General features: G+C 74.5%; 26 protein-coding genes. 11 read left to right on the top strand and 15 right to left on the bottom strand.

Features of this window, described 5'->3' with window-relative positions; genetic code table 11:
- Nucleotides 1–138 precede the first annotated feature (138 nt).
- The 7 genes from FHR77_RS01535 to FHR77_RS01505 all read left to right on the top strand — a co-directional run bounded on the left by FHR77_RS01535 (nt 139) and on the right by FHR77_RS01505 (nt 7,605).
- Nucleotides 139–1,272 (top strand): LacI family DNA-binding transcriptional regulator, encoded by a 1,134-nt coding sequence (locus FHR77_RS01535; protein ID WP_167258274.1) that lies wholly within the window; start codon nt 139–141, stop codon nt 1,270–1,272.
- A 176-nt stretch (nt 1,273–1,448) separates the two neighbouring features.
- Nucleotides 1,449–2,555, top strand: coding sequence for a type IV toxin-antitoxin system AbiEi family antitoxin domain-containing protein (locus FHR77_RS01530; protein ID WP_167258272.1), 1,107 nt, complete (start codon nt 1,449–1,451; stop codon nt 2,553–2,555).
- Nucleotides 2,556–2,609: 54 nt separating this feature from the next.
- Nucleotides 2,610–3,074 carry an acyl-CoA thioesterase gene (locus FHR77_RS01525; RefSeq protein ID WP_370543631.1) on the top strand — a complete coding sequence of 155 codons (465 nt, stop codon included), beginning with the start codon at nt 2,610–2,612 and terminating at the stop codon, nt 3,072–3,074.
- Between the two features lie 181 nt (nt 3,075–3,255).
- Nucleotides 3,256–3,909 (top strand): MOSC domain-containing protein, encoded by a 654-nt coding sequence (locus tag FHR77_RS01520; protein ID WP_167258270.1) that lies wholly within the window; start codon nt 3,256–3,258, stop codon nt 3,907–3,909.
- 34 nt (nt 3,910–3,943) lie between these two features.
- Nucleotides 3,944–4,534: a helix-turn-helix transcriptional regulator gene (locus FHR77_RS01515; RefSeq protein WP_208380386.1), complete on the top strand. Its 591-nt coding sequence runs from the start codon at nt 3,944–3,946 to the stop codon at nt 4,532–4,534.
- A gap of 104 nt (nt 4,535–4,638) precedes the next feature.
- A complete protein-coding gene (locus tag FHR77_RS01510) occupies nt 4,639–6,168 on the top strand; it encodes a DHA2 family efflux MFS transporter permease subunit (protein ID WP_167258268.1) in 1,530 nt (509 codons plus the stop codon).
- Between the two features lie 258 nt (nt 6,169–6,426).
- Nucleotides 6,427–7,605, top strand: coding sequence for an acyltransferase family protein (locus FHR77_RS01505; protein WP_167258267.1), 1,179 nt, complete (start codon nt 6,427–6,429; stop codon nt 7,603–7,605).
- Nucleotides 7,606–7,642: 37 nt separating this feature from the next.
- On the opposite strand, the gene FHR77_RS01500 is transcribed toward FHR77_RS01505, so the two are convergent.
- Nucleotides 7,643–8,512, bottom strand: coding sequence for an NAD(P)H-hydrate dehydratase (locus FHR77_RS01500; RefSeq protein ID WP_167258265.1), 870 nt, complete (start codon nt 8,510–8,512; stop codon nt 7,643–7,645).
- On the bottom strand, nt 8,496–9,272 hold the full coding sequence (locus FHR77_RS01495; RefSeq protein ID WP_167258263.1) for a histidine phosphatase family protein: 777 nt from the start codon (nt 9,270–9,272) through the stop codon (nt 8,496–8,498). Before FHR77_RS01495 ends, FHR77_RS01500 begins: the two co-directional genes overlap by 17 nt.
- Nucleotides 9,273–9,395: 123 nt before the next feature.
- On the opposite strand from FHR77_RS01495, the gene FHR77_RS01490 reads away from it, so the two are divergent.
- Nucleotides 9,396–9,641, top strand: coding sequence for a hypothetical protein (locus FHR77_RS01490; RefSeq protein ID WP_056052658.1), 246 nt, complete (start codon nt 9,396–9,398; stop codon nt 9,639–9,641).
- Nucleotides 9,642–9,805: 164 nt separating this feature from the next.
- Here the strand turns inward: FHR77_RS01490 and FHR77_RS01485 are convergent, their stop codons facing one another.
- From FHR77_RS01485 to FHR77_RS01460, 6 genes are all read right to left on the bottom strand, one after another.
- On the bottom strand, nt 9,806–10,726 hold the full coding sequence (locus FHR77_RS01485) for a phosphogluconate dehydrogenase C-terminal domain-containing protein (RefSeq protein ID WP_167258261.1): 921 nt from the start codon (nt 10,724–10,726) through the stop codon (nt 9,806–9,808).
- On the bottom strand, nt 10,719–11,528 hold the full coding sequence (locus FHR77_RS01480) for a sugar phosphate isomerase/epimerase family protein (protein WP_341777176.1): 810 nt from the start codon (nt 11,526–11,528) through the stop codon (nt 10,719–10,721). Before FHR77_RS01480 ends, FHR77_RS01485 begins: the two co-directional genes overlap by 8 nt.
- Nucleotides 11,525–12,340: a triose-phosphate isomerase gene (locus tag FHR77_RS01475; RefSeq protein ID WP_167258259.1), complete on the bottom strand. Its 816-nt coding sequence runs from the start codon at nt 12,338–12,340 to the stop codon at nt 11,525–11,527. The genes FHR77_RS01480 and FHR77_RS01475 overlap by 4 nt, the downstream gene beginning before the upstream one ends.
- A complete protein-coding gene (locus tag FHR77_RS01470) occupies nt 12,337–12,828 on the bottom strand; it encodes a ribose-5-phosphate isomerase (RefSeq protein WP_056052650.1) in 492 nt (163 codons plus the stop codon). The genes FHR77_RS01475 and FHR77_RS01470 overlap by 4 nt, the downstream gene beginning before the upstream one ends.
- A gap of 52 nt (nt 12,829–12,880) precedes the next feature.
- Nucleotides 12,881–14,617: a dihydroxyacetone kinase family protein gene (locus tag FHR77_RS01465; protein ID WP_167258257.1), complete on the bottom strand. Its 1,737-nt coding sequence runs from the start codon at nt 14,615–14,617 to the stop codon at nt 12,881–12,883.
- Nucleotides 14,618–14,752: 135 nt separating this feature from the next.
- The gene (locus FHR77_RS01460) at nt 14,753–16,114 is read right to left on the bottom strand and encodes an MFS transporter (RefSeq protein WP_167259402.1); all 1,362 of its coding nucleotides are present in this window, start codon (nt 16,112–16,114) and stop codon (nt 14,753–14,755) included.
- Between the two features lie 207 nt (nt 16,115–16,321).
- Here FHR77_RS01460 and FHR77_RS01455 point away from each other — a divergent pair, with 207 nt between their 5' ends.
- Nucleotides 16,322–17,071 carry a FadR/GntR family transcriptional regulator gene (locus tag FHR77_RS01455; RefSeq protein WP_341777175.1) on the top strand — a complete coding sequence of 250 codons (750 nt, stop codon included), beginning with the start codon at nt 16,322–16,324 and terminating at the stop codon, nt 17,069–17,071.
- A 46-nt stretch (nt 17,072–17,117) separates the two neighbouring features.
- On the opposite strand, the gene FHR77_RS01450 is transcribed toward FHR77_RS01455, so the two are convergent.
- Both FHR77_RS01450 and FHR77_RS16515 read right to left on the bottom strand, forming a co-directional pair.
- Nucleotides 17,118–17,720 carry a response regulator gene (locus tag FHR77_RS01450; protein ID WP_167258255.1) on the bottom strand — a complete coding sequence of 201 codons (603 nt, stop codon included), beginning with the start codon at nt 17,718–17,720 and terminating at the stop codon, nt 17,118–17,120.
- Nucleotides 17,717–18,928, bottom strand: coding sequence for a histidine kinase (locus FHR77_RS16515; RefSeq protein ID WP_167258253.1), 1,212 nt, complete (start codon nt 18,926–18,928; stop codon nt 17,717–17,719). The genes FHR77_RS01450 and FHR77_RS16515 overlap by 4 nt, the downstream gene beginning before the upstream one ends.
- Nucleotides 18,929–19,058: 130 nt before the next feature.
- Between FHR77_RS16515 and FHR77_RS01440 the strand changes: the two genes are divergently transcribed.
- Together FHR77_RS01440 and FHR77_RS01435 are read left to right on the top strand one after the other, a co-directional pair.
- Nucleotides 19,059–19,970, top strand: coding sequence for an ABC transporter ATP-binding protein (locus FHR77_RS01440; RefSeq protein WP_167258251.1), 912 nt, complete (start codon nt 19,059–19,061; stop codon nt 19,968–19,970).
- A gap of 55 nt (nt 19,971–20,025) precedes the next feature.
- Nucleotides 20,026–20,787 carry an ABC transporter permease gene (locus FHR77_RS01435; RefSeq protein ID WP_208380385.1) on the top strand — a complete coding sequence of 254 codons (762 nt, stop codon included), beginning with the start codon at nt 20,026–20,028 and terminating at the stop codon, nt 20,785–20,787.
- A 180-nt stretch (nt 20,788–20,967) separates the two neighbouring features.
- Here the strand turns inward: FHR77_RS01435 and epsC are convergent, their stop codons facing one another.
- From epsC to FHR77_RS01410, 5 genes are all read right to left on the bottom strand, one after another.
- Nucleotides 20,968–21,519, bottom strand: coding sequence for a serine O-acetyltransferase EpsC (gene epsC, locus FHR77_RS01430; protein ID WP_167258249.1), 552 nt, complete (start codon nt 21,517–21,519; stop codon nt 20,968–20,970).
- A gap of 1 nt (nt 21,520) precedes the next feature.
- Entirely contained in the window at nt 21,521–22,465 is a 945-nt protein-coding gene (gene cysK, locus FHR77_RS01425; protein WP_167258247.1) for a cysteine synthase A, read from the bottom strand.
- Nucleotides 22,466–22,623: 158 nt separating this feature from the next.
- On the bottom strand, nt 22,624–24,330 hold the full coding sequence (locus tag FHR77_RS01420; RefSeq protein WP_341777174.1) for an FAD-binding oxidoreductase: 1,707 nt from the start codon (nt 24,328–24,330) through the stop codon (nt 22,624–22,626).
- Entirely contained in the window at nt 24,327–25,253 is a 927-nt protein-coding gene (locus FHR77_RS01415; protein ID WP_167258245.1) for a lysophospholipid acyltransferase family protein, read from the bottom strand. Before FHR77_RS01415 ends, FHR77_RS01420 begins: the two co-directional genes overlap by 4 nt.
- On the bottom strand, nt 25,250–26,029 hold the full coding sequence (locus FHR77_RS01410) for an SDR family NAD(P)-dependent oxidoreductase (RefSeq protein WP_056052629.1): 780 nt from the start codon (nt 26,027–26,029) through the stop codon (nt 25,250–25,252). Before FHR77_RS01410 ends, FHR77_RS01415 begins: the two co-directional genes overlap by 4 nt.
- Between the last annotated feature and the right edge of the window lie 15 nt (nt 26,030–26,044).

Here is a 26,044-nt window from a genome sequence, read left to right as displayed (position 1 = left end):
TCATCGTCAAGACGAGCAGCGACCGCGCGGCAGGATGAGCCCCTTCCCCATTGAGGGTGTAGGGAGCCTGGCTTCGGCATCACCTGCGGCGGTGGTGAGATCATGTGTGCAAGCGCTTGCACCGACCGAGGAGGAACCATGGCCGACGAGACGAGCAACACCGCCCCGCCGTCCCCGCGGGTGCCCACCATGGACGACGTGGCCCTCGCGGCGGGCGTGTCGGTGGCGACGGTGTCGCGCGCCCTGCGGGGGTCGCCGAAGGTGCGGAACGAGACCCGCCGGGCGGTCGCCGACGCTGCCGAGCGGCTCGGGTTCGTGGTCTCCCGGACGGCCTCGAGCCTCGCCACGGGCAAGGTGCGCCGCGTCGCCGTGCTGATCGGGGCGCCCTTGACCGACTGGTTCAGCGGCAGCATCCTCGACGGCATCTACGACGTGCTCCGCGCCGCGGGCCTCGACCTCCTCCTCTACCGGGTGCACGACCGCACCGAGCGCGAGGCGTTCTTCGCGGCCCTCCCGGCGCGACGCAACGCCGACGCGGTGATCGTCGCCTCCTTCGCCCTGTCGGACGCCGAACAGGCCACGCTGACCGCCCTCGACATGCCCGTGGTCTACCTCAGCCAGCGCGTCGCCGGGCACCCCAGCGTCGGCATCGACGACCTCGCCGCCGGCCGGACGGCGACACGGCTCCTGCTCGGCCTCGGCCACCGGCGCTTCGTCTACCTGCGTGCCGCGCCCGACCGCGACTTCCGCTGGAGCGCCCACGAGCGGGAGGCGGGATGGGCCGCGGAGCTGGACGCCGCAGGAGTCGCCGCGTCGGAGCGGAGCCTCCTCGAGCTCGCGGCGGGGTCGGGGCTGGGCGACGAAGCCGCGGCCCGCCTCCTGACGGGTCCGCTGCCGGTCGCGCTGCTGGCCGAGGACGACGACCTCGCCCTCAGCGTGCTGGCGTCGCTCGAGCGACTCGGCGTGGACGTGCCCGGCGACGTGTCGATCGTGGGGTTCGACGGGCAGCGACGGGCCGTGGACGCCGGGCTGACGACCGTGTCGCAGCCGGTCGCCGAGCTCGCGTGGCTCGCGGCGGAGGCGGCGGTCGCCCTCGCGACGGGCCCGCGGAGCACGGCGCCGCCGGAGGTGCACGAACTGCCGACGACCCTGGTGCTGGGGCGGACGACGCGCGCTGCTCCCGCGGAGGGCCGGCGGGGCGACGCGTCGAGCAGTCAGGACGGGCGTGCAGCCCGAGGCCCGGGGGGCCAGCCCGCCGCCACGACGACCTGATCCGTCGACCGGCGCCGTGCGCCGCGCGCCGTCCGCTGTGTGCCGAGCGGGGTGCGTCGTCCGCTGTGTGCCGAGCGGCGTGCGCCGCGCCCTCCCCCGCCGTCGCTCCGCGCGGATCGTCCCCAGCGCCGGCTGCTCGTCGCCACCGCCGCTCGTCGCTCGACGACCGTGGGCGGATGCACACAGCAGACGTCGTCGAGGCGATCGAGGCCGCCGGCGGGTTCGCCACCCGGCGGCAGCTGCGCCGAGCCGGCGCGACCGACCGCGACCTCACACGGGCGGTGAGGTCGGGCGACCTGCACCGCCCCCGGCTCGGCTGGTACACGAACCTCCCCCGGGGCGACGCACGAGTCGTGGCGGTCAGCGTGGGAGGACGCCTGACGGGCGGGTCCGCCCTCTTCGAGCTGGGGGCCTGGATGTGGGAGCGACCGCCGCTCGTCACGGTGTCGGTCCCTCCCCATGCCTCGCGCCTGCGCCACCGCAGGTCGAGCCGGGTGGTCTACGACGACGGCGACGTCAGGAGCCGCGGTGGAGTCTCGATGGTCGACGTGCGGGACGCCCTCGTGAGGGCGGTGCTCGAGGAGTCCTTCGAGATCGCCGTGGCCCTCCTGGACTGGGCGCTCCACGGAGAGCGCATCACGTCGCGCGACCTCCGTGACATCGCCGCCCGGCTGCCCGCGGACGCCCGCGGCGTCGTCGACTGGGTGGACGCGTCGAGCGAGAGCATCCTCGAGAGCGTCGTGCGGGTCCGCCTGCGTCAGGCGGGCTTCCACGTCACCTCCCAGGTGCCGAACGGCTTCGGCGAGCGCACCGACCTCGTCGTGGAGGGCGTCCTCGGCATCGAGACCGACGGTCGCCGGTGGCACGCCCAGCGCTTCGACCGCGACGCGGTCAAGGACCTCCGTGGCTACGTCGCGGGCAGGATCCCGATGCACCTCAGCTACGCGGTCGTCCGGCACGACTGGGCCCAGGTCCTGGCCGCCGTCGAGGCGGCCGTCGCGCTCCACCGCCGAGGTGGTCGACGCCGTCGCCCGCCTCGGGACGGCTCACGCCCCGTGCCTCCGTCGGCACGGGGCGCCCGGCACCGCGCGTGGCGCCTGCCCCGCCGTCCATCCCCGCGCGCCGCCGCTCGTGCGCGCGACAGGCTGCCGAGCACCGGCCAGCGCCAGGGCCCGGGACGGCCGCCGATCCTGGGACCCGCCTCCCCGGGCCCGGCTCCAGGGGTGCGCGGGCGACCCGGCGCGACGAACCCGGCGCGGGCGGGCACGGCAGCGTCGCCCTAGGCTCTCTGGGCGAGCCGACCGGCCCACCCGAAGGAGACCATCGTGACCGACGCCATCACCCCCGGCGCGCCCGACCCCCTCGCGTCGCCCACGGAGACGACCGACGAGATCAACTTCCGCACCCGCAAGTGGGTCCGCCCCGAGGACCTCAACGCGAACGGCACCCTGTTCGGCGGCAGCCTGCTGCGCTGGATCGACGAGGAGGCGGCGATCTACGCGATCCTCCAGCTGGGCAACGGCCGCGTCGTGACGAAGTACATCTCCGAGATCAACTTCGTGTCGAGCGCCGCGCAGGGCGACCTCGTCGAGATGGGCCTCCGCGCGACCGCCTTCGGCAGGACGTCCCTGACCATGCGGGCCGAGGTGCGCAACATGGTCACCCGTCAGAGCATCCTCACCATCGACAAGATGGTCTTCGTCAACATCGGGCCCGACGGCGCCCCCGCCGCGCACGGCTTCACGGAGATCACGTACGACCGCGACCGGATCCCGACAGGGTCGCTGAACAGCCAGGGCTGAGGCCCACGGCCGAGCGGAGGCTGCGGCCCGCGTGCGTCGTCGCGTCGCGTCGAGCTTTCAGGTGCAGGACGCGTCTCGTGCGTCGCGGGGCCGGGCCACGGCGACGCGACCTGAAGCGTCGACCACCGCGCGCGCCGCCCCGCCGCTTGTCGTCGCCGCCGCGACCGGGCACCATGGCTCCGTGCCCCTCCTCACCGCCGTCTGCCGCGTCGACCGCCTCCTCCCCGACTCCGGCAGCGTCGGCGTGACCGCGATCGACAAGCGCCCCCTCGACGTGCCCGTGCCCGTCAAGCCGCTCGGCGTCTGGGGCGACGTCCAGGCCAGCCGCAAGCACCACGGCGGCCCCGACAAGGCCGTCTACGCCTACGCCGACGAGGACGCGCTCCACTTCGGCGACCTGCTCGGCTACGAGGTCACGCCCGGCCTGTTCGGCGAGAACCTGCGCACCTCGGGGCTCGACGTGACCGGAGCCGTCCTCGGCGAGCGCTGGGCCGTCGGCGACGGCCTCCTCCTCGAGGTCACCATGCCCCGCACCCCGTGCGCGACCTTCCAGCGTCGGCTCCGCGAGCCGCGGTGGGTGGCGCGTTTCCAGGCCGAGGGCCGCCCGGGCGCCTACCTGCGGGTCGTGAAGTCGGGCCCCGCGGCGGCCGGCGATCCGCTCACCGTGGTGTCGCGCCCCGCCCACGGCGTCACGATCGGCGACTGCTTCGCCGGCCTCACGCGCGAGGCCGCACGGTCGCTCCTCGACGCCGACGAGCGGCTCTCCGACGTGGTGCGCGGCATCGCGACCAAGGTCGTCGACCGCGACTCGGTGCAGTCTCTGCAGAAAAGTTGACCCTGGGCGACTAGTCGTGCGAGAGTAGCGCCTCGTGTCCTCCATCCGTCTCTTCGTGCTCGACTCGTTCGCGCGCCACGGAGACATGCACGGCCACCAGCTCCGGCTGCAGGCCGAGCAGGAGCACGTGCACTTCTGGACCGACGTCTCGGTCGGCGGCCTGTACGGCGCCATCAAGAGACTGGCTGCCGAGGGGCTGCTCGCCCCGGTCCGCACCGAGCGCGAGGGGTCCTTCCCCGAACGTCAGGTCTACGGCATCACCGACGCGGGCCGCGCCGCCCTCGACGCGTCCCGTCGACACGCGCAGGACGAGATCGTCCTGCGCCCCGACCCCTTCGACCTCGCCCTGACCCGCGTCGACCCCGACCGGGTCGACGAGCTGCCCGCGACCGTCCGGCGCCGTCGCGCCGAGCTCGAGCGGCTCCTCGCCGAGTCCGCCGACCACCGTCGACGCGCCGATCCCTGGCTGTCCGTCGCCGAGAAGCACGCCCTCTCGCACCGCGAGCACCGCCTCCGCGCCGAGATCAGCTGGCACGACACGCTGATCGGCGCCCTGCCCGACATCGTCGCGGACGAGGAGGCGGGGGCCAGGCACGCACTGACCGGCACGCCCTCGTCGGGCTGACCCGCGACTCCCCCCTCACCGTCGACCACGACGCCCCTGCTCCGCCCGCTGCGCGCTCCGCGCCGGGCACACTCATCGCCGCCCCTGCGGCACGGAAGGCCCCCATGACCGACGCACCCGCCCGCCCCGGCGCCGCACCCGCCGTGCCTCGTCACGCCTGGTTCGCCCTCGTGGCTCTCCTGCTGGGCATGTTCATCGCCCTGCTCGACACCACGATCGTGAACGTCGCCCTGCCGACCATCCGCACCTCGCTCGACGCCTCGGAGTCGACCCTGTCGTGGATCATCTCGGGCTACGCGCTGGCGTTCGGGCTCACGCTCATCCCCGCCGGCCGCATCGGCGACCGGATCGGCCACAAGTGGGTCTACTTCACCGGCGTGCTGCTGTTCACGCTCGCCAGCCTCGCCTGCGGCGTGGCGACGAGCGACGTCCAGCTCGTCGTGTTCCGCGTCGTGCAGGGCCTCGCGGGCGGCATCTTCGTGCCGGCCGTCACCGCGTTCATCCAGCTGCTCTTCCCCGGCCGGTCGCGCGGCAAGGCGTTCGCCATCATGGGCGCCGTCATCGGCGTCTCGTCGGCCCTCGGGCCGATCATCGGCGGGCTCATCATCCAGGCGTTCGGCGACGAGAACGGCTGGCGCCTCGTGTTCTTCGTCAACCTGCCCTTCGGCGTCGCGACGCTGATCGCCGCGGCCGTCCTGCTGCCGAAGCGCGACGAGTCGCTGCCCCGCCCCGACAAGGGCCTCGACTGGATCGGCCTGGTGCTCGTCTCGGCCGCGTTCGTCGCGCTGCTCGTCCCCCTCATCCAGGGCCAGGACGAGGGCTGGCCGCTGTGGACCTACCTGACCATCGCCACGGGCGTGCTGCTGCTCGCCGCCTTCGGCGCCTGGGAGGTCGCGTACACGAAGCGCGGCCGCACCCCCCTCGTGCCCCCGAAGCTGTTCGCGCACCCGTCCTTCACCGGCGGCGTCGTGCTCGCCCTCGTGTACTTCGCGGCGTTCACCAGCATCTTCTTCACGATCTCGCTGCTGTGGCAGTCGGGCCTCGGCAACAGCGCACTCGCGTCGGGCGCCGTCGCCATCCCGTTCGCGGTCGGCAGCATCATCTCGTCGTCGCAGAGCAACCAGATCGCCCAGAAGCTCGGTCGCAACGTGCTGGTGCTGGGCACGGCGCTCGTCGCGATCGGCCTCATCTGGATGTGGCTCGTGCTGATGAACACCGAGGCCGCCGACCTCACCAACTGGCTGCTGCTCGCGCCGCTGCTGATCGCGGGGCTCGGCAACGGCTTCTTCATCGCGCCGAACGTGCAGTTCATCGTCGCGACCGTCGACCCGCAGGACGCTGGCTCGGCGAGCGCCGTCATCTCGGCCATCCAGCGGATCGGCTCGGCCGTGGGCATCGCCATCATCGGCAGCGTGCTGTTCGGGTCGCTCCCCGGTGGGCGTGAGCTCGCCACGGCGGCGGGCCGGGCGACCGGCTTCACCGACGCGGCGGCGGCGGCCATGGGGGTCAGCGCGGCGTTCGCGGTCGTGGCCTTCCTGCTCGTGTTCGCGCTGCCGCGGCGCGTGTCGCACGGCCGGCCCCCGGCCGGCGCGGGCGCGGAGCGGGCGGAGAAGAGCCCGGCGGGGTCGCGCTAGCGGGTCGCTCGACCGAACGACGGCCCGCCGACCGGAGTCCTCTCCGGGCGGCGGGCCGTCGGCGTCGAGGGATCAGGGGCGAGCCGCCCGGCGGGGGCGGAGACGGCCCGGGCGGCGGCTCCCTCCTGAGCCGTCGACGCGGGAGGCGCGAGAACGCCCGGCGCCCCGACGCCCGCGAGGCCCAGGACGCCCCGGCGCTCGTGACGCCGACCGAGCCCCGTCCGGGCGTTCCCAAGCCTTCCGGTCCACACTGGTCCGATGCCCCTCGCTCCCCCGACGACATCGACGCGCCGTGACCGCGTCCTGCCGCTCGACGGTCTGCGGACGGTCGCGATCGCCTTCGTGGTGCTCTACCACCTGCACGTGCCCGGCTTCGGCAGCGGATTCGTCGGGGTCAACGTCTTCTTCGTGCTCAGCGGCTACCTGATCACGACCCTGTTGGTCGGCGAGCGGGCCCGCACCGGGCGCATCCGCCTCGGCCGGTTCTGGCTGCGCCGTGTCCTCCGCCTCTACCCGACCCTGCTCGCGGTGGTCGTGGTCGGCCTCGCCCTCTGGTGGCTGATCGGCGACTACCAGGGCTCGACGATGAGCGCCCTCGGCGCCGGCCTGGTGGCGGTCACGTACACCGGCAACGTGGCCCGCTCCTTCCTCGGCGAGTCGCAGGGCGTCTTCTCCCCCATGTGGAGCCTCTCGATGGAGGAGCAGTTCTACCTCGTCTGGCCCCCGCTCCTCATGCTGCTCTTCGCGCTGAAGGCCGCGCGTCGCGTCGCCGTGGCCGTGCTCGCGGCCCTCGTGGTCGCGTCGGTGGTCGCCTCGGGCGTCCTCTTCGACGCCCCCGCCGGAGGCGCCACCCCCGACATCTACTTCAGTCCGGTCCTGAACGTGGCCCCGTTGCTGCTCGGCTGTGCCCTGGCGCTGGTGCTGGGCTCCGACCGCGGCCGTGCGGCGTTCCAGGGCCGGTTCGGCACGGTCGCGACCTGGGCCGGCCTCGTCGGCGTCGTCGGCTCGCTGGCCGTCATCGGCAGCGGCTGGCAGCAGCAGGTCACGACGTTCACGGTGATGCTGCCCGGCGTCGCGGTGGCCTCGGCCCTGCTCATCGGCGGTCTCGCCTGCCGCCCGACCCTGCCGGCGCGGGTGCTGTCGCTCGGGCCGGTCGCCTGGTTCGGCCGGGCGCTGTCGTACCCGCTCTACCTCTGGCACGTCGTGTTCATCGCCCTCATCGAGCCGGTCGTGCCCGGTGCGCTCGGCACCGTGGCCGTCATCGCCGCGGCCGTGACGACCGCCTGGCTGTCGCACCGCTTCGTCGAGCAGCCCGCGCTGCGCCTCAAGGACCGGTTCGAGCCGTCGTCGACCCCGACCCGCGAGGAGTCCGGACGAGCGGAGGCTGCTCCCGCGACGTCCGTCGCCGCCGAGACGCGCCCGCGCGTCGACGCCTAGGCGCTACCGCCACCGACGCCGTAGCCGTGAGCGCCAGCTACGCCCCCACCTCGACCAGCACGCGCGGCAGCTCGTCGAGCAGCTCGCTCGCGAGGAACCCCATCGGCCCGACCCCCACCGACAGCCGGTCACCGGCCGTCGCGTGCGCGTGGGTCGCCCACACCGCCGCCTGTGCCGGGGTCGCCCCGCGGGCCGCGAGCCCCGCGACCGCTCCGGCGAGCACGTCGCCGCTGCCCGACGTGCCGAGCCCCGGGTGCCCCGCGCCCGACCGCCACAGCCGTCCGTCGTCGGAGGCGACGAAGCTCTGGCACGCCACGACGGCGCCCCAGCGCCGGGCGATCTCGAGGAGGTCGCTCGGCAGGTCGTCGACGTCGCGCCCGAGCAGCCGGCCGGCCTCGCTCGGGTTCGGCGTCAGCACGAGGCGCCCGCGGAGCGGGTCTACCGCGTCGCCGCACCGCGGCAGCACCCCCAGCGCGAACGCGTCGAGCACGACGACGGCGTCGCCGCCGACGAGGTCGGGCAGGAGTCGCACCAGGGCCTCCGCCTCGTCCGCGTCGTCGAGCCCCGACCCGGCGAGCACGGCGTCGGCGCCCTCCAGGTCGCTCGAGGCCCGGGCGAGCGACGAGCCGACCACGTGGCCGCCGTCGGTCTCCCCCAGGGGCACGACCCCCGCCTCCGGCAGGGCCACGGCCACGTGCGGGGCGACGGACCCGGCGACGGCGAGCGTCAGGCGGCCCGCCCCGACCCGGAGCGCGGCCCACGCGCCGAGCATGGCCGCGCCCGGGGTGCGGGCCGCGCCGCCGACCACGACGACCTGGCCGCGCGAGTACTTGCCGGCGCCGGCGGACGGGAGCTCCCACCCGCGGAGCAGGTCGGGGGTGACGACGATCTCATCGGGGCTGGACATCACGGTCTCCTCCGTGGGTCGTGACCGGGGCGTCGCCGCGGTCGAGGTGGGCGACGTCGGCGAAGGCGTCGAGGGTCCACCACGCGTCGCCGTCGGCGCGGGAGAGCCGCGTGACGGAGGCGTTGGTGACGGTGTTCGACCGGGCGAACTCGAGCAGGTCGGCCTCGCTCAGGCCGGTGCAGACGTAGAGGAAGAGCATGACGACGGCGTCGTGGGCGGTCACGACGACCCGGTCGCCGGGCAGCTCGTCGAGGTCGCGCAGCAGCGACCGGACCCGCAGGGCGACGTCCGCCCACGACTCGCCGCCGGGAGGCCGGTGGTAGAACTTGCCCAGCCGCTCGCGCCGCGCCTCCTCGTCGGGGTGCCGGGCCGCGACGCCGCGCCGGGTGAGCAGGTCGAGGACGCCGAGCTCGCGGTCGCGGAGGCGCTCGTCGACCCGCACCACCGGGGCGAGCCCGGCCTCGTCGAGCGCGGTGCCGATGGTCTGCCGGGCCCGGAGGTAGGGCGAGCACCAGAACGACGTGGCGGACGAGCCCCCGTCGCCGCCCGGGGAGGCGGCGCCCACCGTCGAGGCGTCGAGCCCGTGCTCGGCGAGCCAGCCCGTGAGCGCCCGGGCCTGCTCGACGCCGCGCTCGCTGAGCGGCACGTCGGCGTCGCGCTGCTCGACGTCGATGGTCTCGGAGCCGGCCTGCTCGGCGGCGGTGGCGGCGACGTTGGCGGTGCTCTCGCCGTGCCGGAGGAGCCAGAGTTCCCTGATCATGCGGGCGACGGTAGGCCGATCGGCGCGGGCCCGCACGGCTCCGCGGCCGGGTGCGGCCGGCCCCGCCGAGGCTGCCTGGACGCGGGCCCCCGCCCGCACGGCGTCGGGAGGTACCCTCCGACCATGAGCGACGAGAAGATGACCCGACCCATCATGGACGGTGCCGACGAGGCCACCGACGCCGAGAAGACCCGTGGCCTGGCCGAGCAGGTCGAGCACGACCACGCCGGCGAGGGCGACGCGGCGAAGGACGACGTCCTCCGCGAGCGGCAGGGCGAGACCGGCACCGACCCGCAGGCCGCGGCCGACGAGGAGGCCGGCGAGGAGGCCCTCGACGACGAGCAGGCCGCCCCGACCATGCCGAGCTGACCCGAGCCGACCCCAGCTGACCCGAGCCGACCCGCCGCGGGGCACCCGGCGACGGGGCACCCGGCGAGGGGTGCCCGGCACGCACGAGAGGAGGCGGTGGCCGCGTCGCCGACGCCGCCACCGCCTCCTCCACGCCCCGCTCACCAGCGTGGCGCAGGTCGCCCTCAGCGCTGCACGGCGTCGATCTTCAGCATGCGCGCGATGACGGAGTCGAGCTCGCTGTCGTCGAAGATCTTCTTCCAGTCGTCCTTCACGATCGACTCGCGGCCGTAGTCCATGGCGATGTGGCAGGCGTCGCTGAACGGGTTCGAGCCGCGCAGGCCGTTGGTCAGCGCGATCCAGGTGTGGCCGTAGAGCATGGCGCGGGCCGCCTCGTAGGGCACGCCGACGCCGTCGACGGTCTCCTCCAGCGCCTCCTTGAGGAACGCGCCGACCATGCACGCGATCGTCTCGACGAGCGTGGGCTCGAGGACGGCGAGCTGCTTCACGGTCACGTAGTGCACCGCGATGACGGGGGCGTAGATCGTCGAGATGACCTGGGTGGCCAGCTCGCGAACGGGCGAGCCCTCGTCGACGCCCTCGAGGGCCGCGATGACCTCCTGGGGGGCGGCCACGCCGCCGAACGTGTCGGCCCACTCCTCCTTCGTGGTGCGCTCGAGGAACACCGACGGGTGGCACGGGTGCGCGACGGCGTAGTGGATGTCGTCGCGGTCGGCCAGCAGGCCGGCGTAGGCCGCGGCGGGGTCGAGGGTGAGGATGACCGCGCCCGACTTCATCGCGGGCACGACCTGCTCGGAGACCTTCCCGAGCACGACGTCGGGCACGGCCAGGATGACCACGTCGGCGTCGGCCACGGCCACGTCGGTCGGCGTGACGGTGCGGCCGAGCGACTCGATCAGCTCGACGCCGGCGGGCGACGCCTCGCTGTAGAGGGCGGTGTAGGCGCTCTTGGCCAGGTTGTTCGAGACGCGCTGGCCCATCTTGCCGCCGGCGCCGATGACGGCGACCGTCACGTCGGGCGAGCCCTGGCCGTCGGCGTGGGTGACGGTGCTCTCGGGGGCGGTGGTGTCGAGGGTGTCAGTCATTGTTCTTGCTCCTCAGCTGAGAGATGGTGTGGGTGGTCCACTCGGCTTCGAGCCGCGTGGTGGTCTCGGGGTCGCCCTGCCAGGGCAGCCAGTGCTCGACGACCTCGTCGACGTCGCTGGTACCGCCGTCGCGCGCGTCGAGCGCGGCACGGATGCCGTCGTAGTCGAGGCGGCCCTCCCCGAGGGGCGTGCTGGTGAGCGCGAACCCGACCCAGCCGTCCTGCCGCGAGAAGGCGAAGTCCTTGACGTGCCAGTTGACGACGAAGGGCAGGCACCGCGCGGTCACGTCGGCGGGGTGCTCGAGGGCCGCGACGGTGTTCGCGGGGTCGAGCACGATGCCGAGCCGCGGGCTGCCGACGGCCTGCACGACCGCCACGAGCTCGGCGGATCCCACCTGTTCGTAGGTCTCGAGGCCGAGGGTGACCCCCGCCTCCTCGTACTCGGGCAGCACGGCCCGCAGGCGACGCTCCGTCTCGACGGCGTCGGGACGGTCGTCGCCGGCCGTCCACATCGTGCGGACGAGGGAGGCGCGGAGCGCGACCGCGAGGCGCAGCCAGCTCCGCAGCACGGCCGGGTCGGTGCCCCGGGTGCCGAGCTGGAGCGTGAGCCCGAGCTCGTCGGCGAGTGCACGCAGGGCGGCGAGCTGCTCGTCGTCGTACGCGGCCAGCGGGGCGTGGTCGCAGATCTGGAACAGCCGGACGCCCTGCGCCGCGGTGTCGCGCAGCATGTCGGCGAGGCTCATCGGCGCGGGCACGTGCTCGCTGCCGCGCCAGAAGTAGGCGTAGGTGCTCAGGCCGATCACGAGGCGACCTCCGCGGCCGCCCCGGCCGTCGCCACCGGCGCGATCGCCGCCAGCGCCAGCGCCTCGTCGAGGACGCCCTCGACGGCGGGCACGTCGTGCGCGCGACGCCCCAGGAAGAGGCCGCGCACCTGCCCCCCGAGCTCGGTGAGCAGGCCGGGCCCGGCGCTGCCGCCGTAGATGACGCGGCTGTCGGCGTGCCCGGGCAGCGCGGCGAGGTGCGCCTCGAGCGCGTCGACCACGGCGGCGATGTGCGTCGACGACGCAGGAGACTCCGCCCCGATCGCCCACACCGGCTCGTACGCGACGACGACGCGTCCTGAGTCCTCGACGGCGGCCAGCGCCGCGTCGACCTGCCGCTTCACCTCGCGCGCGGCGGCGGCGGCCGGCGCCCGGTCGTCCTCGCCGACGCAGATCAGCGGCGTGAGGCCGTTCCGCAGCGCGGCGGCCGTCTTGGCCGCGACGACCGCGTCGTCCTCCTGGAAGAGCGCGCGCCGCTCGGCGTGCCCCACCTCGGCGATCGAGCAGCCGATCTCGGCGAGCTCGTCCGCGCTGACCTCGCCGGTGGACGCCCCCGGGCCGGTGGCCGAGACGTCCTGCGCGGCGAGGCGCACGCCGGTGCCGGCGAGCACGTCTCGCACGGGCACGAGCGCCGGGAAGGTGGGCGCGACGAACAGCTCGACGACCCCGTCGCGCACCGCGGGGTGGCGTCGGGCGACCTCGGCCAGCTCGGTCGCCCACGCCACGGTGCGCGCGTGGCTGAGGTACGTCTTCAAGCTGACCCCGATCGTGAAGGCCGGCGAGTCGGCCGTCACGACCGCGCGTCGATCCCGACGGGCTCGGCCGAGCCGTCGTAGCCGCAGATCGCCGCGACCTTGTCGGCCGAGGCGCTCGTCGTGTCGAAGCGGTAGGTCAGGTACTCGCGCGCCAGGCGGCGCATCAGCTCGACGCCGACGACCCGCTGGCCCATGCACAGCACCTGCGCGTCGTTCGAGAGGACGGCCCGCTCGACCGAGAACGAGTCGTGGGCGGTGACGGCGCGGACGCCGGGCACCTTGTTCGCCGCGATGGCGACGCCGAGCCCCGTGCCGCAGATCAGGATCGCGCGGTCGGCCTCGCCCGAGGCCACCATCCGGGCGGCGTCGACGGCGACGTGGGGGTAGGCGGTGTGCCCGTCGGAGCCGACGCCGACGTCGACCACGCTGGCGACGCCGTCGTTCGCCGCGAGGTCCGCCTTGAGGACCTCCTTGTAGTCGAACCCGGCGTCGTCCGATCCGACGACGATGCGCAGCTGGTCAGCCATGGTGGTGCCTTTCGTGGGGTGGTGCGGGGAAGGGGCGTGCAGGAGGCGCGGGTCAGGCCCGCTGCCGGCTCGCGACGACGAGGCCGACGGCCTCCGTGATCAGCGCGAGCGAGGTCGCGCCGGCGTCGGGGGTGCCGAGGCTCTTCTCGGCGTGCGGGCGGGCGCGGCCCATGCGCGGCAGGAGGTCGGCCGTCGCGGCGGCGGCGGCGAGGGCGACGCCCGAGGCCCGGGCCCAGGCCGTCGCGAGGTCGGCGCCCCGCTCGACCTCGGCCCGGAGGGCCTCGTCGAAGGGCACGAGCACGTCGACCATGGTCTTGTCGCCGACGACGGCGCCGAACTCGAGGATCGCCTCGGTCGCTCCGCCGACTCCGGCCACGACGGAGGTGCGCGTCGGCGCCTCGTCGTCGCCGACGGCTGCGCCGAGGCTCGCCAGCGCGGAGCCCCACAGGGCGCCGGAGGTGCCGCCGGCGCGGTCGGACCAGGCGTCGCCGGCCCGGTCGAGGAGGGTGCCGGCGCCGGCCCCCGCCTGCAGCGCCTCGCGGGCCGCGGCGACCGCGGCGCCCACGCCACGGAGCATCCCGATGCCGTGGTCGCCGTCGCCGGCCACCGCGTCGATCCGGCCGAGCTCGTCGGCGTGCTGCTCGACGGTGGCCCGGACCGCCTCGAGGGCGGCGAGCACGAGCTCGGCCGCCTCGCGCGACGCGGCCGTCGCGGGCGGCACGGGCGCGGCGACGAGCGCCTCGAGCTCCGCGTCGTCGGCGCGCGCCGCGACGTCGACGGAGCCCTTCTTGTACGCCGGGGCGTCGGCGGGCGCCGCCCAGAGCGACTCCAGCTCGTCGTCGAGCCAGAACAGCGTGAGCGACGCGCCGGCCATGTCGAAGCTCGTGACGAGCTCGCCGACCTCCGGCTCGACGATCTCGACCCCGGCCTCGCGCAGCAGCGCGTCGACCTTCGCGTAGACGACGAACAGCTCTTCGTACTTGACCGAGCCCAGGCCGTTCAGGAGCACGGCGACCCGCTGGCCCCGCGCCTCCTCGACGCCCTCGGGCCGCTCGGCGTCGGCCAGCAGCGACTCGACGAGCAGTGCGGCCAGGCCGTCGGCGGTCGGCACGTCGACCTCGCCGATGCCGGGCTCGCCGTGGATGCCCATGCCGACCGCCATGCGCCCCTCGGGCACGGTGAACAGGGGCTCGTCAGCGCCGGGCAGCGAGCAGCCGGTGAAGGCGACGCCGACGCTCCGGGTGCGGGCGTTGGCCGTCTCGGCGACGCGGACGACCTCGTCGAGCGACCAGCCCGCCTCGGCCGCGGCGGCGGCGACCTTGAAGACGGTCAGGTCGCCGGCGATGCCGCGGCGCTTGTGGGCCTCCGCCGCGGGGGCGCTGGCGATGTCGTCGGTGACGCGCACCGTGCGGGTCTCGATGCCCTCGGCGACCAGCTTCGCCTGCGCCGCGTCGAAGTTGAGCACGTCGCCCGCGTAGTTGCCGTAGCTCAGCAGCACTCCCCCGCCGGTGTGGGCGGAGCGGGCCACGGAGCGCACCTGCTGCCACGAGGGCGAGGCGAAGAGGTTGCCGAGGGCGGCCCCGTGGGCGAGGCCCTGGCCGACCAGGCCGCCGAAGGCGGGGTAGTGGCCCGAGCCGCCGCCGACGACCAGCGCGACGGTGCCGGGCGTCGAGCGCGTGGCGCGGACGACGCCGCCGTGCACGCGGCGCACCCAGCGCTGGTTCGCGGCGACGAAGCCGTCGGTCATCTCGTCGGCGAAGTCGCTCGGGTCGTTGTAGAGGCGGGTCATGGGAGCTCCAGGGAGGCGGGGGTCGAGCGGCCGCGGCGGCACGGTCGGCGAGGCGGTGGGGTGGGGCGCACGGGCCCGGGGAGGGGGGACGCCCGGGCCCGTGCGGTCGAGGGGCCGCGCGGCGGCGGCCGGGCCTCAGTCGAGACCGGCGGTGGCGGCCAGGTCGCGGGCCTCCTCGGGCGTCGCGGCGCCGTCGGGCTTCTTCATCCGGCTCAGCACGACCATCAGCACGGCCGACAGGAGCATGAAGCCGCCGACGATGAACATGGGCACCTCGTAGTTGCCCGTCCAGTCGGTGACCGCCCCGGTGATGTACGGGGCGCTGAAGCCCGCGAGGTTGCCGATCGTGTTGATCAGGGCGATGCCCGCGGCGGCCGCGACGCCGGTGAGGAACTGCGTGGGCAGGGTCCAGAAGTTGGGCAGCGCCGCGAAGATGGCCATGGCCGTGACCGCGATCACCGCGATGGTGGCGGCGGGCGAGCCGGCGAACAGCGCGAGCGGGATGCTCACCGCCCCGACCAGCGCCGGCAGGGCGATGTGCCAGGTGCGGAGGCCGCGCTTCGTGGCGTCACGCGACCAGAAGTACAGCGCGATCGCGGCGGGCACGTACGGGATGGCCGTGATGAAGCCGCGCTCGGTGATGCTGAAGTCGGTGCCGTACTGCTCCTGGAACCCGCCGATGATCGTCGGCAGGAAGAAGGCGAGCGCGTAGAGGCCGTAGACGAAGCCGAAGTAGATGAAGCTCAGCATCCAGACCCGGCCGTTGCCGAAGACCTTCCACATGCTGGGGTGCTTCCCGCCGGCGGTCGAGCCGGTCTTGGTCGCCGCCTCCTTCTGCAGGGCGCCGGTCAGCCAGACCTGCTCCTCCCGGGTGAGCCACTTCGCGTCGGAGGGCCTGTCCTTGAGGTAGAACCACGCCACGACGCCGATCACGATCGCCGGCACGGAGACGCCGAGGAACATGAAGCGCCAGCCCTCGAGGCCGAAGAACGCACCGTCGTGGCTGATCAGCCAGCCGGCGAGCGGGGCGCCGATCACGGTGGTCAGGGGCTGCGCCAGGTAGAACAGGGCGAGGATCTTGCTGCGGTGCCGCGCCGGCACCCACAGGCTGAGGAAGAGGATGGCGCCGGGGAAGAAGCCGGCCTCCATGACGCCGAGCAGGAAGCGCAGCACGACGAGCTGCTCGAAGTTCTGCACCCAGGTGAAGAGCAGCGCGACGACGCCCCAGGTGACCATGATCCGAGCGAGCCACTTGCGGGCGCCGAACTTGTGCAGGGCGAGGTTCGAGGGCACCTCGAGCAGGATGTAGCCGATGAAGAAGACGCCCGACGCGAAGCCGAACTGAGCGGCCGACAGGGCGAGGTCGCTCTCCATGCCGTTCGGGGCGGCGAAGCCGATCGCGGTGCGGTCGAGGTAGTTGATGAAGAACATCAACGCGACGAACGGCACCAGCCGGATCGCGACCTTCCTGATCGCGGACTTCTCGACGGGGCTCATGGCCTCCGTCGCTCGGGCGGTGGTGTCCACATCGACTCCTTCGTGCTCAACGTCATCGTTCGGGCCGACCGTGGGCTCGGCGGCGTGGTGTCCATGCTGCCCCCGTCACGGCCGACTTGTCAACCGGTTGACCAGTCGGTGCACCCGACGAGCACCCGCGGGAGGGTCGCCAGCAGCCGCGCCGGGCCGCTCAGTAAGCTCGGGGCCGTGCCTGCCTACCCCGACGACGACCCCACGAGCCTGCGGCTCGAGCTCGAGCTCGTGCCGAAGGGCACCGCCGTCGGCGAGGTCGTGAAGCAGCTGATCGCGCTGCTGACCGTCGGCGATCTCGTCCCAGGGTCGCGCCTCCCCCCGGAGCGTCAGCTGGCCGAGCAGCTCGGCGTCGGGCGCTCGGCGGTGCGCGAGGCCCTCGCGGCGCTCGAGATCCTCGGCATCGTCTCGGTCCGGCCGGGCTCGGGCACGTACCTGCGCGACACCACGTCCGAGCTGCTGCCGACCACCCTCAGCTGGGGCATGATGCTCAACGCCGCGCGCACCCGCGAGCTGATCGAGGTGCGCAGCGGGCTCGAGATCCAGGCCGCGACCTACGCCGCCCAGCGCGTCGACGACGAGGCGGTCGAGGCGCTCCGCGGGTTCGTCGACACGATGCGCGACAGCCTCGACGACCTCGACGCGTTCCTCCAGGCCGACCTGCGGTTCCACCTCCAGATCGCGGTGAGCGCCGACAACGTCGTGCTGCGCGACCTGCTGCAGAGCACCCGCTCGCTGCTGCGCCTCTGGGTCGAGCGCGGCCTCAGCGAGCGCAGCCAGGCCCAGGTCGCCTACCGCGAGCACCTCGCCGTCTTCGAGGCGATCTCGCGCCGTGACCCCGACGCCGCCCTCGAGGCGATGCGGGCGCACATGGCCACCGCCGGCGAGCGCGTCGGCCACGCCGACGTCGAGGGCTCGCAGCGCTGACCACGGTGGCCGACCGGCCCCGCGTCGGGGCGCCCGCCGCGACTCCTCAGAGCCAGCTGCGCTCGCGGGCGACCCGGGCGGCCGCGTGCCGCGAGCTGCTGCCCGTCTTCGACATCGCCGACGACAGGTAGTTGCGGACGGTGCCGGAGGCCAGGTGGAGTCGCGTGCTGATCTCGCGCACCGACCACCCCTCGGCGGTGAGGCGCAGCGCGTCGAGCTCGCGTGCGGTCAGCGGGCAGTCGTCCATCATGGCCGCGGCCGAGATGTCGGCGTCGATCCAGCGGCGGCCGCCGTGCACGTGCACCACGACGCGCACCAGCTCGTCGGGGTCGACCGACTTGAGCAGGAACCCCCGCACCCCGGCCGACAGCGCCCGCTTCAGCACCCCCGGCCGGCCGTGGCGGGTGAGCAGCACGACGGCCTGGTCGGGGCGCGCGGCGAGGATGCGGGTGGCCGCGTCGACGCCGTCGAGCCCGGGCATCTCGAGGTCGAGCAGCACCACGTCGGGCCGGTGCCGCTCGACCAGGGCGACCGCCTCGAGGCCGTCCTGGGCCCGGGCGACGACCTCGATCTCGTCGCTGAGGTCGAGCAGCGCGGCGAGCGCGGTGCGCAGCAGCGTCTCGTCGTCGGCGAGCACCACGCGGATCACGGCGCCGCCCGCGCCGCGGTGCGGAACGTGCCGCCGTGCTGCGACGTCTCGAGCACTCCCCCGGCCGCGGCGAAGCGGTCGCCGAGCCGGGCCAGGCCGCTTAGGCCCCGGCCGCTCGGCGCGGCGCCGTCGTTGACCACCGAGACCGCACCGGGAGCCAGCTCGATCACCACGTGCTCGGCCTGCGCGTGCCGCAGCAGGTTCGTCGTCGCCTCCCGCACGACCAGCCCGAGCAGGTCGTCCAGCGGCTGGGCCGCCGGCACGGCGCCGTCGACCCGCAGCTCGATGCCCGCGGCCCGGATGAGCTCGGCCGAGTTGGCCACCTCGCCCGCGAGGGTCACCGTCCGCTCGCCGTAGGCCAGCCGCCGCGTCTCGGCGATCGTCTGGGCGATCAGCTGCTCGGCCTCCCTCAGGTGGCCCCGGGCGGCCTCGACGTCGCGGTCGAGCGTCTTGTCGGCGAGCTGCAGCTGCAGCCGGCCGACGTGCAGGGCCTGGCCCTGGATGTCGTGCAGGTCGGTCGAGAACCGGTAGCGCTCGCGCAGCACGGCGAGCTCGGCCTCCGTCGCGCGCGCCGCGTCGATCTCGAGGTACAGCGCGAACTGGTAGCGGTTGAGGCGGTAGGCGCTCCACGCGGCCACGACGAACACGACCGCGCTCGTCGTCACCGGCGCCACCGCGGCGGCGGGCAGCTCGCCCAGGGCCCCGGCCATCACGGGGGGCGCGGCCACGGCGAGCACGCCGCCCACGAGCCAGGGCCAGCCGCGCGGAGCGCTGCCCCGCGGCGCCCCCGACCGAGGCGTCGTGGCGACGACGGCCACGGCGACGGCGACGGGCAGCGCTCCCCACGCGCTCGTGCCGAGGGCGAGCGAGACGCACCAGGCGGCCTCCGCGAGCACGAGGGCGACGATCGCCAGCGACCGGGGCGGGCCGTGCTCCCACGACAGCGACAGCACCGTCACGAGCGCCCCGACGAGCAGGGCGGCCGCGACCGCCGCGGGCGAGCGCGTCGCGGTCGCCGTCACGAGCACGAGCACTCCCGTCAGCACGGCGACCATGCCCGAGAACGAGAGGGTGGTGTAGCGCCGCATCCGGGCCAGGGGGGAGGCGGTGGTCCCGTCGCCGGGGCGCGCCGGCTCGACGGGCCCCGGCCGCACTGCGGGCCCGACGGGCTCGGCAGGTCGGTCGGCGGTCACGCCCGGGAGGTCCATCCCCCCACGGTAACGGCCGCGCCCGCGGGCCGGACCCGCCTCCCGTCACGACTCGACGTGACAAGTGTCACGTCGACTCGTGCCCCGGCGACACTGGGCCCCGACGCCCGCACCGGGGATCGTCGTGGTCATGACCGACACCACACGACCGGCCCCGCCGGCGACGGACGACGTGATCCGCGCCTCCGGCCTGGGCTGCTCCTACGACGGGCACGTCGCCGTCTCCGACCTCGACCTCACCGTGCGCCGCGGAGAGCTGTACGCCCTGCTCGGCACGAACGGCGCGGGCAAGACGACCACGCTCGAGGTGCTCGAGGGGCACCGGCGCCCCACCACGGGCCGCGTCGAGGTGCTCGGCGGCGACCCCGCCGACCGCGCCCGCACCCGGCCCCGCGTGGGCCTGATGCTGCAGGACTCCGGCCTGGCCGGCGAGCTCACCGTGCGCGAGAGCGTCGCCCTCTCGGGCGCCGTGTCGGGCCGGGCCGACGACGTCGACGCCGTGCTCGCCCGGGTGGGCATCGACCACCGCGCCGACGCGCGCGTGCTCCAGCTGTCGGGCGGCGAGAAGCGCCGCGTCGACTTCGCCGGGGCGATCTGGGGCACGCCCGAGCTGGTCTTCCTCGACGAGCCCACGACCGGCCTCGACCCGGAGGCCCGCGACCGGCTCTGGGCCGTCGTGACGGAGCTGCGGGAGGCGGGCGTCACCTTCCTCCTGACCACCCACTACCTCGAGGAGGCCCAGCAGCACGCCGACCGCATCGGCCTGATGCACCGGGGCACGCTCCGCCGCGAGGGCACCGTGGCCGACCTCACCGCGGGGTCGACCACGACCGTGCGCTTCGTCGCCCCGGGGCCGCTCGACGACCTGCCGCTGCCCGTCGCCCGCACCGAGAACGGGCTGGTCGTCGTCGAGACCGCCGACCCGCAGCGCGACGTCGCCGCCCTGCTCGCCTGGGCGACCGACGCCGGGCACGAGCTCGAGCGCCTCAGCGCGCACGAGTCGGGGCTCGACGACGTGTTCCGCTCGCTGAGCCACGCGTGACCGGCCCGCTCGGGCCGACCCGCGCCTCCTGCACACCCCACCGGAAGGACCTCTCGTGACCACCTCGACCGCCACCGCCCCTCCCCGCCCGACGACCGGGCGACCCGTGAACGCCGTGCTCGCGATCGGCGTCGCCGAGCTGCGCATGATCGTGCGCAACCGCACGGTCGCCGCGTGCGCCGTGCTCGTGCCGCTCGCCTTCGGAGCCCTGCTGCTCGTGCTCGACGGGGCCGACAGCGCCGGCGTGCTCGCCGGCGTGCAGATCCTCGGCATGGTCGGCATGGGCGTCTACGTCACCGTGACGACGACGCTCGCCGCCCGCCGGCAGACGCTGTACCTCAAGCGGCTGCGCGGGGGGTCGGTGTCGGACCGCGGGCTGCTCGCCGGGCTCGTGCTGCCCGTGGTGGCGGTGAGCGTGGCGCAGCTCGTCGTCGTGCTGGGGGTGCTCGGGGTGCAGAGACCGCCGGTGCACGCCGGGCTGCTCGTCGTGGCCGTGCTGATCGCGGAGGCGATGTTCGTCGGGGCGGCGCTCGCCACGGCCGGCGTCACCACGTCGCCGGAGCACGCGCAGTACACGACGATGCCCTTCTTCCTGCTGACGCTCGGGGTGGGGTTCTGGTTCCAGCTGACGGGTGCGGACGACCTCGTCGCCGTCAAGCGGCTGCTGCCGGGCGGCGGGCTGATGGAGCTGGTGACCCTGGCGTGGGACGGCGGCGACCTGGGGCTGCTGCCGTGGCTGCTGCTGCCGAGCGTGGGGTGGGCCGTGGTGGGGGGCGTCGCGGCGATGCGGTCGTTCCGGTGGGAGCCGCGGCGCTGACGGGCCGCGTCGACGGTTCAGGAGCGGCCGGCGCGAGGCGCCCGCGCGGCGCACGGGACGCCGCCGCCTCCTGAACCGTCGACGCACGCCGAGGCCACGCGAGCACGCCGAGCATGCCGAGCACGCCGAGCAGAGCGGGCGTGCGGGCGCGCAGGCGCGCGAGCAGGCAGGCGCCGCCGCTCAGGCGCCGCGCGGCCGGCTCACGGCGGGCACCCCGGTCGCGACCGAGTCCGCCGGCACGTCCTTCGTGACGACGGCGCCCGCGCCCACGACGCTGCGCGCCCCGACCACGACCCCGCCGATCACGGAGGCGCCCGCGCCCACCGTCACGCCGTCCTCGAGCGTCGGGTGGCGGCGCGCCCCCGCGCCCCGCCCGCCCTTGCCGCCGAGCGTCACGCCGTGGAAGAGCGTGCAGTCGTCGCCCACGACCGCCGTCTCGCCGACGACCGTGCCCAGGCCGTGGTCGATGAACAAGCGGCGCCCCAGGCGGGCCCCGGGGTGGATCTCCACCCCCGTCAGCGACCGCGCCGCGTGGGCCACCAGCCGCGCGGCGACGCGCCCGCCGAGCCGGCGGGCCGGGCCCTCGGCCCGCCACAGGCGGCTCGCCACGCGGTGCAGCCACACGGCGTGCAGCCCCGGGTAGACCAGGGCCGTCTCGAGACGCCCCCGGGCGGCGGGGTCGCGCCGCCGCACGGCCGCGACGTCCTCCGCCAGGCGGGCGACCGCCCGCACGCTAAGCGCCGGCGCCCGCGAGGCCCTGGAAGAGGACCGTCGACAGGTAGCGCTCGCCCGTGTCGCAGACGATGGCCACGATGCGCTTGCCGGCGTTCTCGGGCCGGGCGGCGATCTCGAGCGCGGCGTGGACGATCGCTCCCGACGAGATGCCGGAGAGGATGCCCTCCCTCGCGGCGAGGTCGCGGGCGACCCGCAGGGCGTCGTCGAGCTGGACGGGGAACACCTCGTCGATCTGCGACCGGTCGAGCAGCTCCGGCACGAAGTTGGCGCCGATGCCCTGGATCTTGTGCGGGCCGGCCTTGCCCTCGCTGAGCAGTGGCGAGTCGGCGGGCTCGACGGCCACGACCTTCACGCCGGGCACCTGCTCGTGCAGCACCTGGCCGACGCCGGTGATGGTGCCGCCCGTGCCGACGCCGGCGACGAAGAAGTCGATCTTCCCGTCCGTGTCGCGCAGGATCTCGGGGGCGGTCGTCCGGCGGTGGATCTCCGCGTTGGCCTCGGTCTCGAACTGCCGGGCCCAGACGGCGCCCTCGGTCTCGTCGACGATCTGCTTCGCGCGCTCGACGGCGCCGCGCATTCCCTCGCTGCCGGGGGTGAGCACGACCTCGGCGCCGTAGGCGGCGATGATCGTGCGGCGCTCGACGCTCATCGTCTCGGGCATCGTGACGACGACGCGGTAGCCGCGGGCGGCGCCGACGAGCGCGAGGGCGATGCCGGTGTTGCCGCTGGAGCCCTCCACGATCGTGCCGCCGGGCCTGAGCTCGCCGCTCGCCTCGGCCGCGTCGACGATGGCCACGCCGAGGCGGTCCTTGACGCTGCCGCCGGGGTTGTAGAACTCCAGCTTGACGACGACCTCCGCGCCGCCGGGCACGGCGAGCGCGTTCAACCGTACGAGGGGGGTGTCGCCGAAGGCCGAGGTGATGTCGCCGTGGATGCCGGTCATGCGCGTCTCTTCCGTGAGGGCCCGCCGGGTGCGAGCGGTACCTGCGATCAACACATCCTAGGTCGGCCGTGTTCCCGGTGACCGGAGGTGCAGGACGTGCCGGACGTGCCGGAGGCGCGGGTCGGCCCGAGGGCCCACCCGCGCCTCCGGCCCGGTCGCTACGCGCCGGTGATCTTGCCCGGGTTGAAGACGCGGCCCGGGTCGGCCGAGTCGAACAGCCCCTGCATCACCTGGATGCCCTGCGTCGAGACGTCCTGCTCGAGCCACGGGGCGTGCTCGAGGCCGACGCCGTGGTGGTGCGACACGGTCGCGCCGGTGTCGATGAACGCCTGCTGGATCGCGTGCTTCACGACGTCGTACTCGGCCTCGGCGTCGGCGCCGTGCTCGAAGGCGAAGGTGAAGTAGAGGCACGCCCCCGAGTGGTACGAGTGCGACAGGTGGCCCATGATCCAGCCCTGCACGCCGATCTGGTCGAACGCCTGGTTCGCCGCGGCGTAGACGCGGGCGGAGACGTCGCGCAGCTTCGACCACGGCGCGGCGGTCTCGCTGACGTCGGCCGCGCCTCCGTGGTCCATGAAGAAGTCGCGCAGGTAGGGCGTGTCGAACTTCTTCTGGTCGTAGAGCTTGCCCGGCCCCTTGCCGACGCTCATGCCGCGGTTCGCCTTCACGATCTTGGCGACGGCCTTCTGCGTCTGGGCGACGTGCTCGGGGCTGCCCTCGTAGCCGATGAACGACAGGCACATCGCCTCGACGTCCCAGCCCTTGGCCTTCAGCACCTTGGGCAGGGCGTCGTTGACGACCTTCGAGATGCCCTTGCTCTCCTTCGAGGTCGCGAACGAGAACGCGGTCTCGTGGGCGTCGCTGACGCGCGTCACCGACGGGTGGGCGTCGCTCTCGGCGATGGCCTGCATCGCCGCGAGGCCGTCGTGCCACGACGGGAAGAGGTAGGCGAGGATCTCGCGCTTCTCGGGCAGGCGGTGCACCTGCGCGGTGACCTCGGTGATGACGCCGAGGCGCCCCTCGGAGCCGATGATCATCTCGCGGAGCGACGGCCCGGTGGAGGCGCTGGGCACGGCCCGGATGACGAGCACGCCCCCGGGGCGGACGACGCGCAGCCCCTTGGTGATGTCGGCGATGTCGCCGTACTTGTCGCTCTGCATGCCGGAGGAGCGGGTCGCGACCCAGCCCCCCATCGTCGAGTGCGTGAAGCTGTCGGGGAAGTGGCCGAGGGTCCAGCCGCGGGCGTTGAGCTGCTCCTCCAGGTCGGGGCCCTGGCCGCCGGCCTGGATGCGGGCGAGACCGCTGTCTTCATCGACGTGGAGCACCTTCGAGAGGCGGCCCATGTCGAGCGAGACGACGGTGCGCTCCTCCGTGGGCATCGGCTCGAGGCTGCCGACGATGTTGCTGCCGCCGCCGAAGGGGATGAGCACGACGTCGCTCGCGACGGCGAGGTCGACGATCTGCTGCACCTCGGCCTCGTCGGCCGGGTAGACGACGACGTCGGGCACCCGGTCGAGGACGCCCGCACGGATGCGGATCAGGTCGCGGATGCTCTTGCCGTACGTGTGGACGACGCGGTCGTGGTCGCCCTGGTCGACGTGCTCGGTGCCGACGATCTGCACGAGCGAGTCGACGACCTCGGAGGAGGCGCGCGAGGCCGGGACGGTCAGCTGCGAGAAGTCGAGGCCCGTGTCGTGCTGGCCCTGCGACAGCTCGACGCCGACGATCTTCTTGACGAACGGGGCGAAGCCCGGCTTGTCGTCGTGGTGGAAGGCGACGCCCTCGACGCCCCAGCCCCACCACTTCATGTGCGCGACGCCGTGGTCGCGCACCTCGGTCTCCGGCTTGCTCTGGACGTCGGTCACGGTCGTGCTCCTTCGGACGGGGTCTCGGGACCCAGGATACGGGCGGTGTTCGCGTCCTTCAGACGCAGGATCTCGTCGCGCAGGCGGGCCGAGAACTGCACCGGCGTCTCGCCGGGCTCGGGCCGCATCGGGTCGCCGAAGGCCACGCCGACGGGCAGCCGGCCGGGCCTCGGCCAGGCCGACCCGCGGGGGTGGGCGATGTGCGCCCCGATCAGGGCGAGGGGGATGATCGGCACGTCGCACGCCGCCGACAGCGCGGCGGCACCGGGCTTGAACGCGGCGACCGAGCCGTCCTTCGAGCGCGTGCCCTCGGGGAAGACCAGCACGGGGTAGCCGCGCTCGAGCAGCGACCGGGCGCTGACCGTGGGCTGGCCGGCGCGCTTGCGGGCGGCCGACTTCGCGGCGGCCTTGCGGCGGGCGGCGGACTGCGCCGGCGTCGCGCCGGTCGACGGGTGCGCGGCGGCCGCGGCCGCCGCCGCGGCGACGGCCCCGGGGGCCTGGGGCGTCGCCGAGCCGGGCGTGCCCGCGGGCGTCGCGGTCGACGAGCCGCGCTGCACGGGGAAGGCGTTGAAGAACAGCTCGGTCAGCTGACGGCGCCACGGCACGTCGAAGAAGTAGTCGGCCGCGGCCCCGGTGGCGAGGTAGCGGGCGAGCCGGCGCGGCAGCGCGCCGAGAATGAGGGGCGCGTCGAGATGGCTCGAGTGGTTCGCGACCACGATGAAGCCGCCCTCGACGCCCTTGAGGCGGTCGCGGTCGATGACGGTGACGCTCGTGATCGACCAGATCGTCGGCTTGAGGACGACGCGCTGGGCGACGTACCGGGCCATCGCCCGGCCGCGCGAGCTGAAGCGGTCGGTGACGTCGGTCGCGGCGCGGGCGACGGCCTCGCGCCGCGGGTGGCCGGGCCGGCTGGGGTCGCTCACGACTCCGCGGGCTTCCGACGGCTCGACGAGATGGCGCCCGAGACGCGGCGCACGACGCTGCGCGGAGCGTGCCGCACCAACCAGAACAGCACGCGGTACCGAACCGTGGGCATGGAGACCACCTTGTTGTCATCGACGTCGCGCAGGCACGCGGCGACCAGTGGTTCGGCGCCGAGCCACAATGCGTTCGGGATGCTCGACGACCGGATGCCGGCGCGCTGATGGAACTCCGTCTTCACCCAGCCCGGCAGCAGCACCGTGACGCCGACGCCCGTGCCCGCCAGCTCGACCGACAGGCTCTCGCTGAACGAGGTCACCCAGGCCTTGATGGCCGAGTAGCCGCCCATGGTCATGAAGCCGGCCGTGCTCGACACGTTGACGATGCGGCCGCGGCCCCGGAGGCGCATGGCGCGTGCCGCGGACCCGGACAGCACCAGCACGCTGCGGACCATCACCTCGAACGCCGCGTCGTGCGTCGCGACGTCCTCCGACGTCAGGGGCGTGTGCACGCCGAAGCCGGCGTTGTTGACGAGCAGCTCGACCGGGGAGGCCTCGTCGGCCAGCCGGGCGGCGACCCGGTCGACGTCGGAGCGGTCGCCGAGGTCGGCGGAGAGGACCTCGACCCGGCGGCCCGTCGCGCGGAGCGCGGCGGCCGTCTCGTCGAGTCGGGTCGCGTCACGCGCGACCAGGACGAGGTCCCAGCCACGTGCGGCGAGTTGGCGGGCGAATTCGGCTCCGATGCCGGACGTGCCCCCGGTGACGAGCGCTGTTGCCATGCCGCTTACGATACG

Origin of the sequence: Frigoribacterium endophyticum (assembly GCF_011759585.1) — a bacterium.
GTDB lineage: Bacteria > Actinomycetota > Actinomycetes > Actinomycetales > Microbacteriaceae > Frigoribacterium > Frigoribacterium endophyticum.
This window is presented reverse-complemented; position numbering and strand designations above follow the sequence as displayed.

Bases quoted from the DNA above. Each gene is read 5' to 3' on its own strand.
- FHR77_RS01440 (WP_167258251.1), top strand. From the start codon at position 19,059: ATGACCGACACCACACGACCGGCCCCGCCGGCGACGGACGACGTGATC.
- FHR77_RS01460 (WP_167259402.1), bottom strand. From the start codon at position 16,114: ATGAGCCCCGTCGAGAAGTCCGCGATCAGGAAGGTCGCGATCCGGCTG.
- cysK (WP_167258247.1), bottom strand. From the start codon at position 22,465: ATGACCGGCATCCACGGCGACATCACCTCGGCCTTCGGCGACACCCCC.
- FHR77_RS01495 (WP_167258263.1), bottom strand. From the start codon at position 9,272: ATGATCAGGGAACTCTGGCTCCTCCGGCACGGCGAGAGCACCGCCAAC.
- FHR77_RS01465 (WP_167258257.1), bottom strand. From the start codon at position 14,617: ATGACCCGCCTCTACAACGACCCGAGCGACTTCGCCGACGAGATGACC.
- FHR77_RS01485 (WP_167258261.1), bottom strand. From the start codon at position 10,726: ATGACTGACACCCTCGACACCACCGCCCCCGAGAGCACCGTCACCCAC.
- FHR77_RS01470 (WP_056052650.1), bottom strand. From the start codon at position 12,828: ATGGCTGACCAGCTGCGCATCGTCGTCGGATCGGACGACGCCGGGTTC.
- FHR77_RS01535 (WP_167258274.1), top strand. From the start codon at position 139: ATGGCCGACGAGACGAGCAACACCGCCCCGCCGTCCCCGCGGGTGCCC.
- FHR77_RS16515 (WP_167258253.1), bottom strand. From the start codon at position 18,928: ATGGACCTCCCGGGCGTGACCGCCGACCGACCTGCCGAGCCCGTCGGG.
- FHR77_RS01505 (WP_167258267.1), top strand. From the start codon at position 6,427: ATGCCCCTCGCTCCCCCGACGACATCGACGCGCCGTGACCGCGTCCTG.
- FHR77_RS01510 (WP_167258268.1), top strand. From the start codon at position 4,639: ATGACCGACGCACCCGCCCGCCCCGGCGCCGCACCCGCCGTGCCTCGT.
- FHR77_RS01410 (WP_056052629.1), bottom strand. From the start codon at position 26,029: ATGGCAACAGCGCTCGTCACCGGGGGCACGTCCGGCATCGGAGCCGAA.
- FHR77_RS01500 (WP_167258265.1), bottom strand. From the start codon at position 8,512: ATGTCCAGCCCCGATGAGATCGTCGTCACCCCCGACCTGCTCCGCGGG.
- FHR77_RS01530 (WP_167258272.1), top strand. From the start codon at position 1,449: ATGCACACAGCAGACGTCGTCGAGGCGATCGAGGCCGCCGGCGGGTTC.
- FHR77_RS01490 (WP_056052658.1), top strand. From the start codon at position 9,396: ATGAGCGACGAGAAGATGACCCGACCCATCATGGACGGTGCCGACGAG.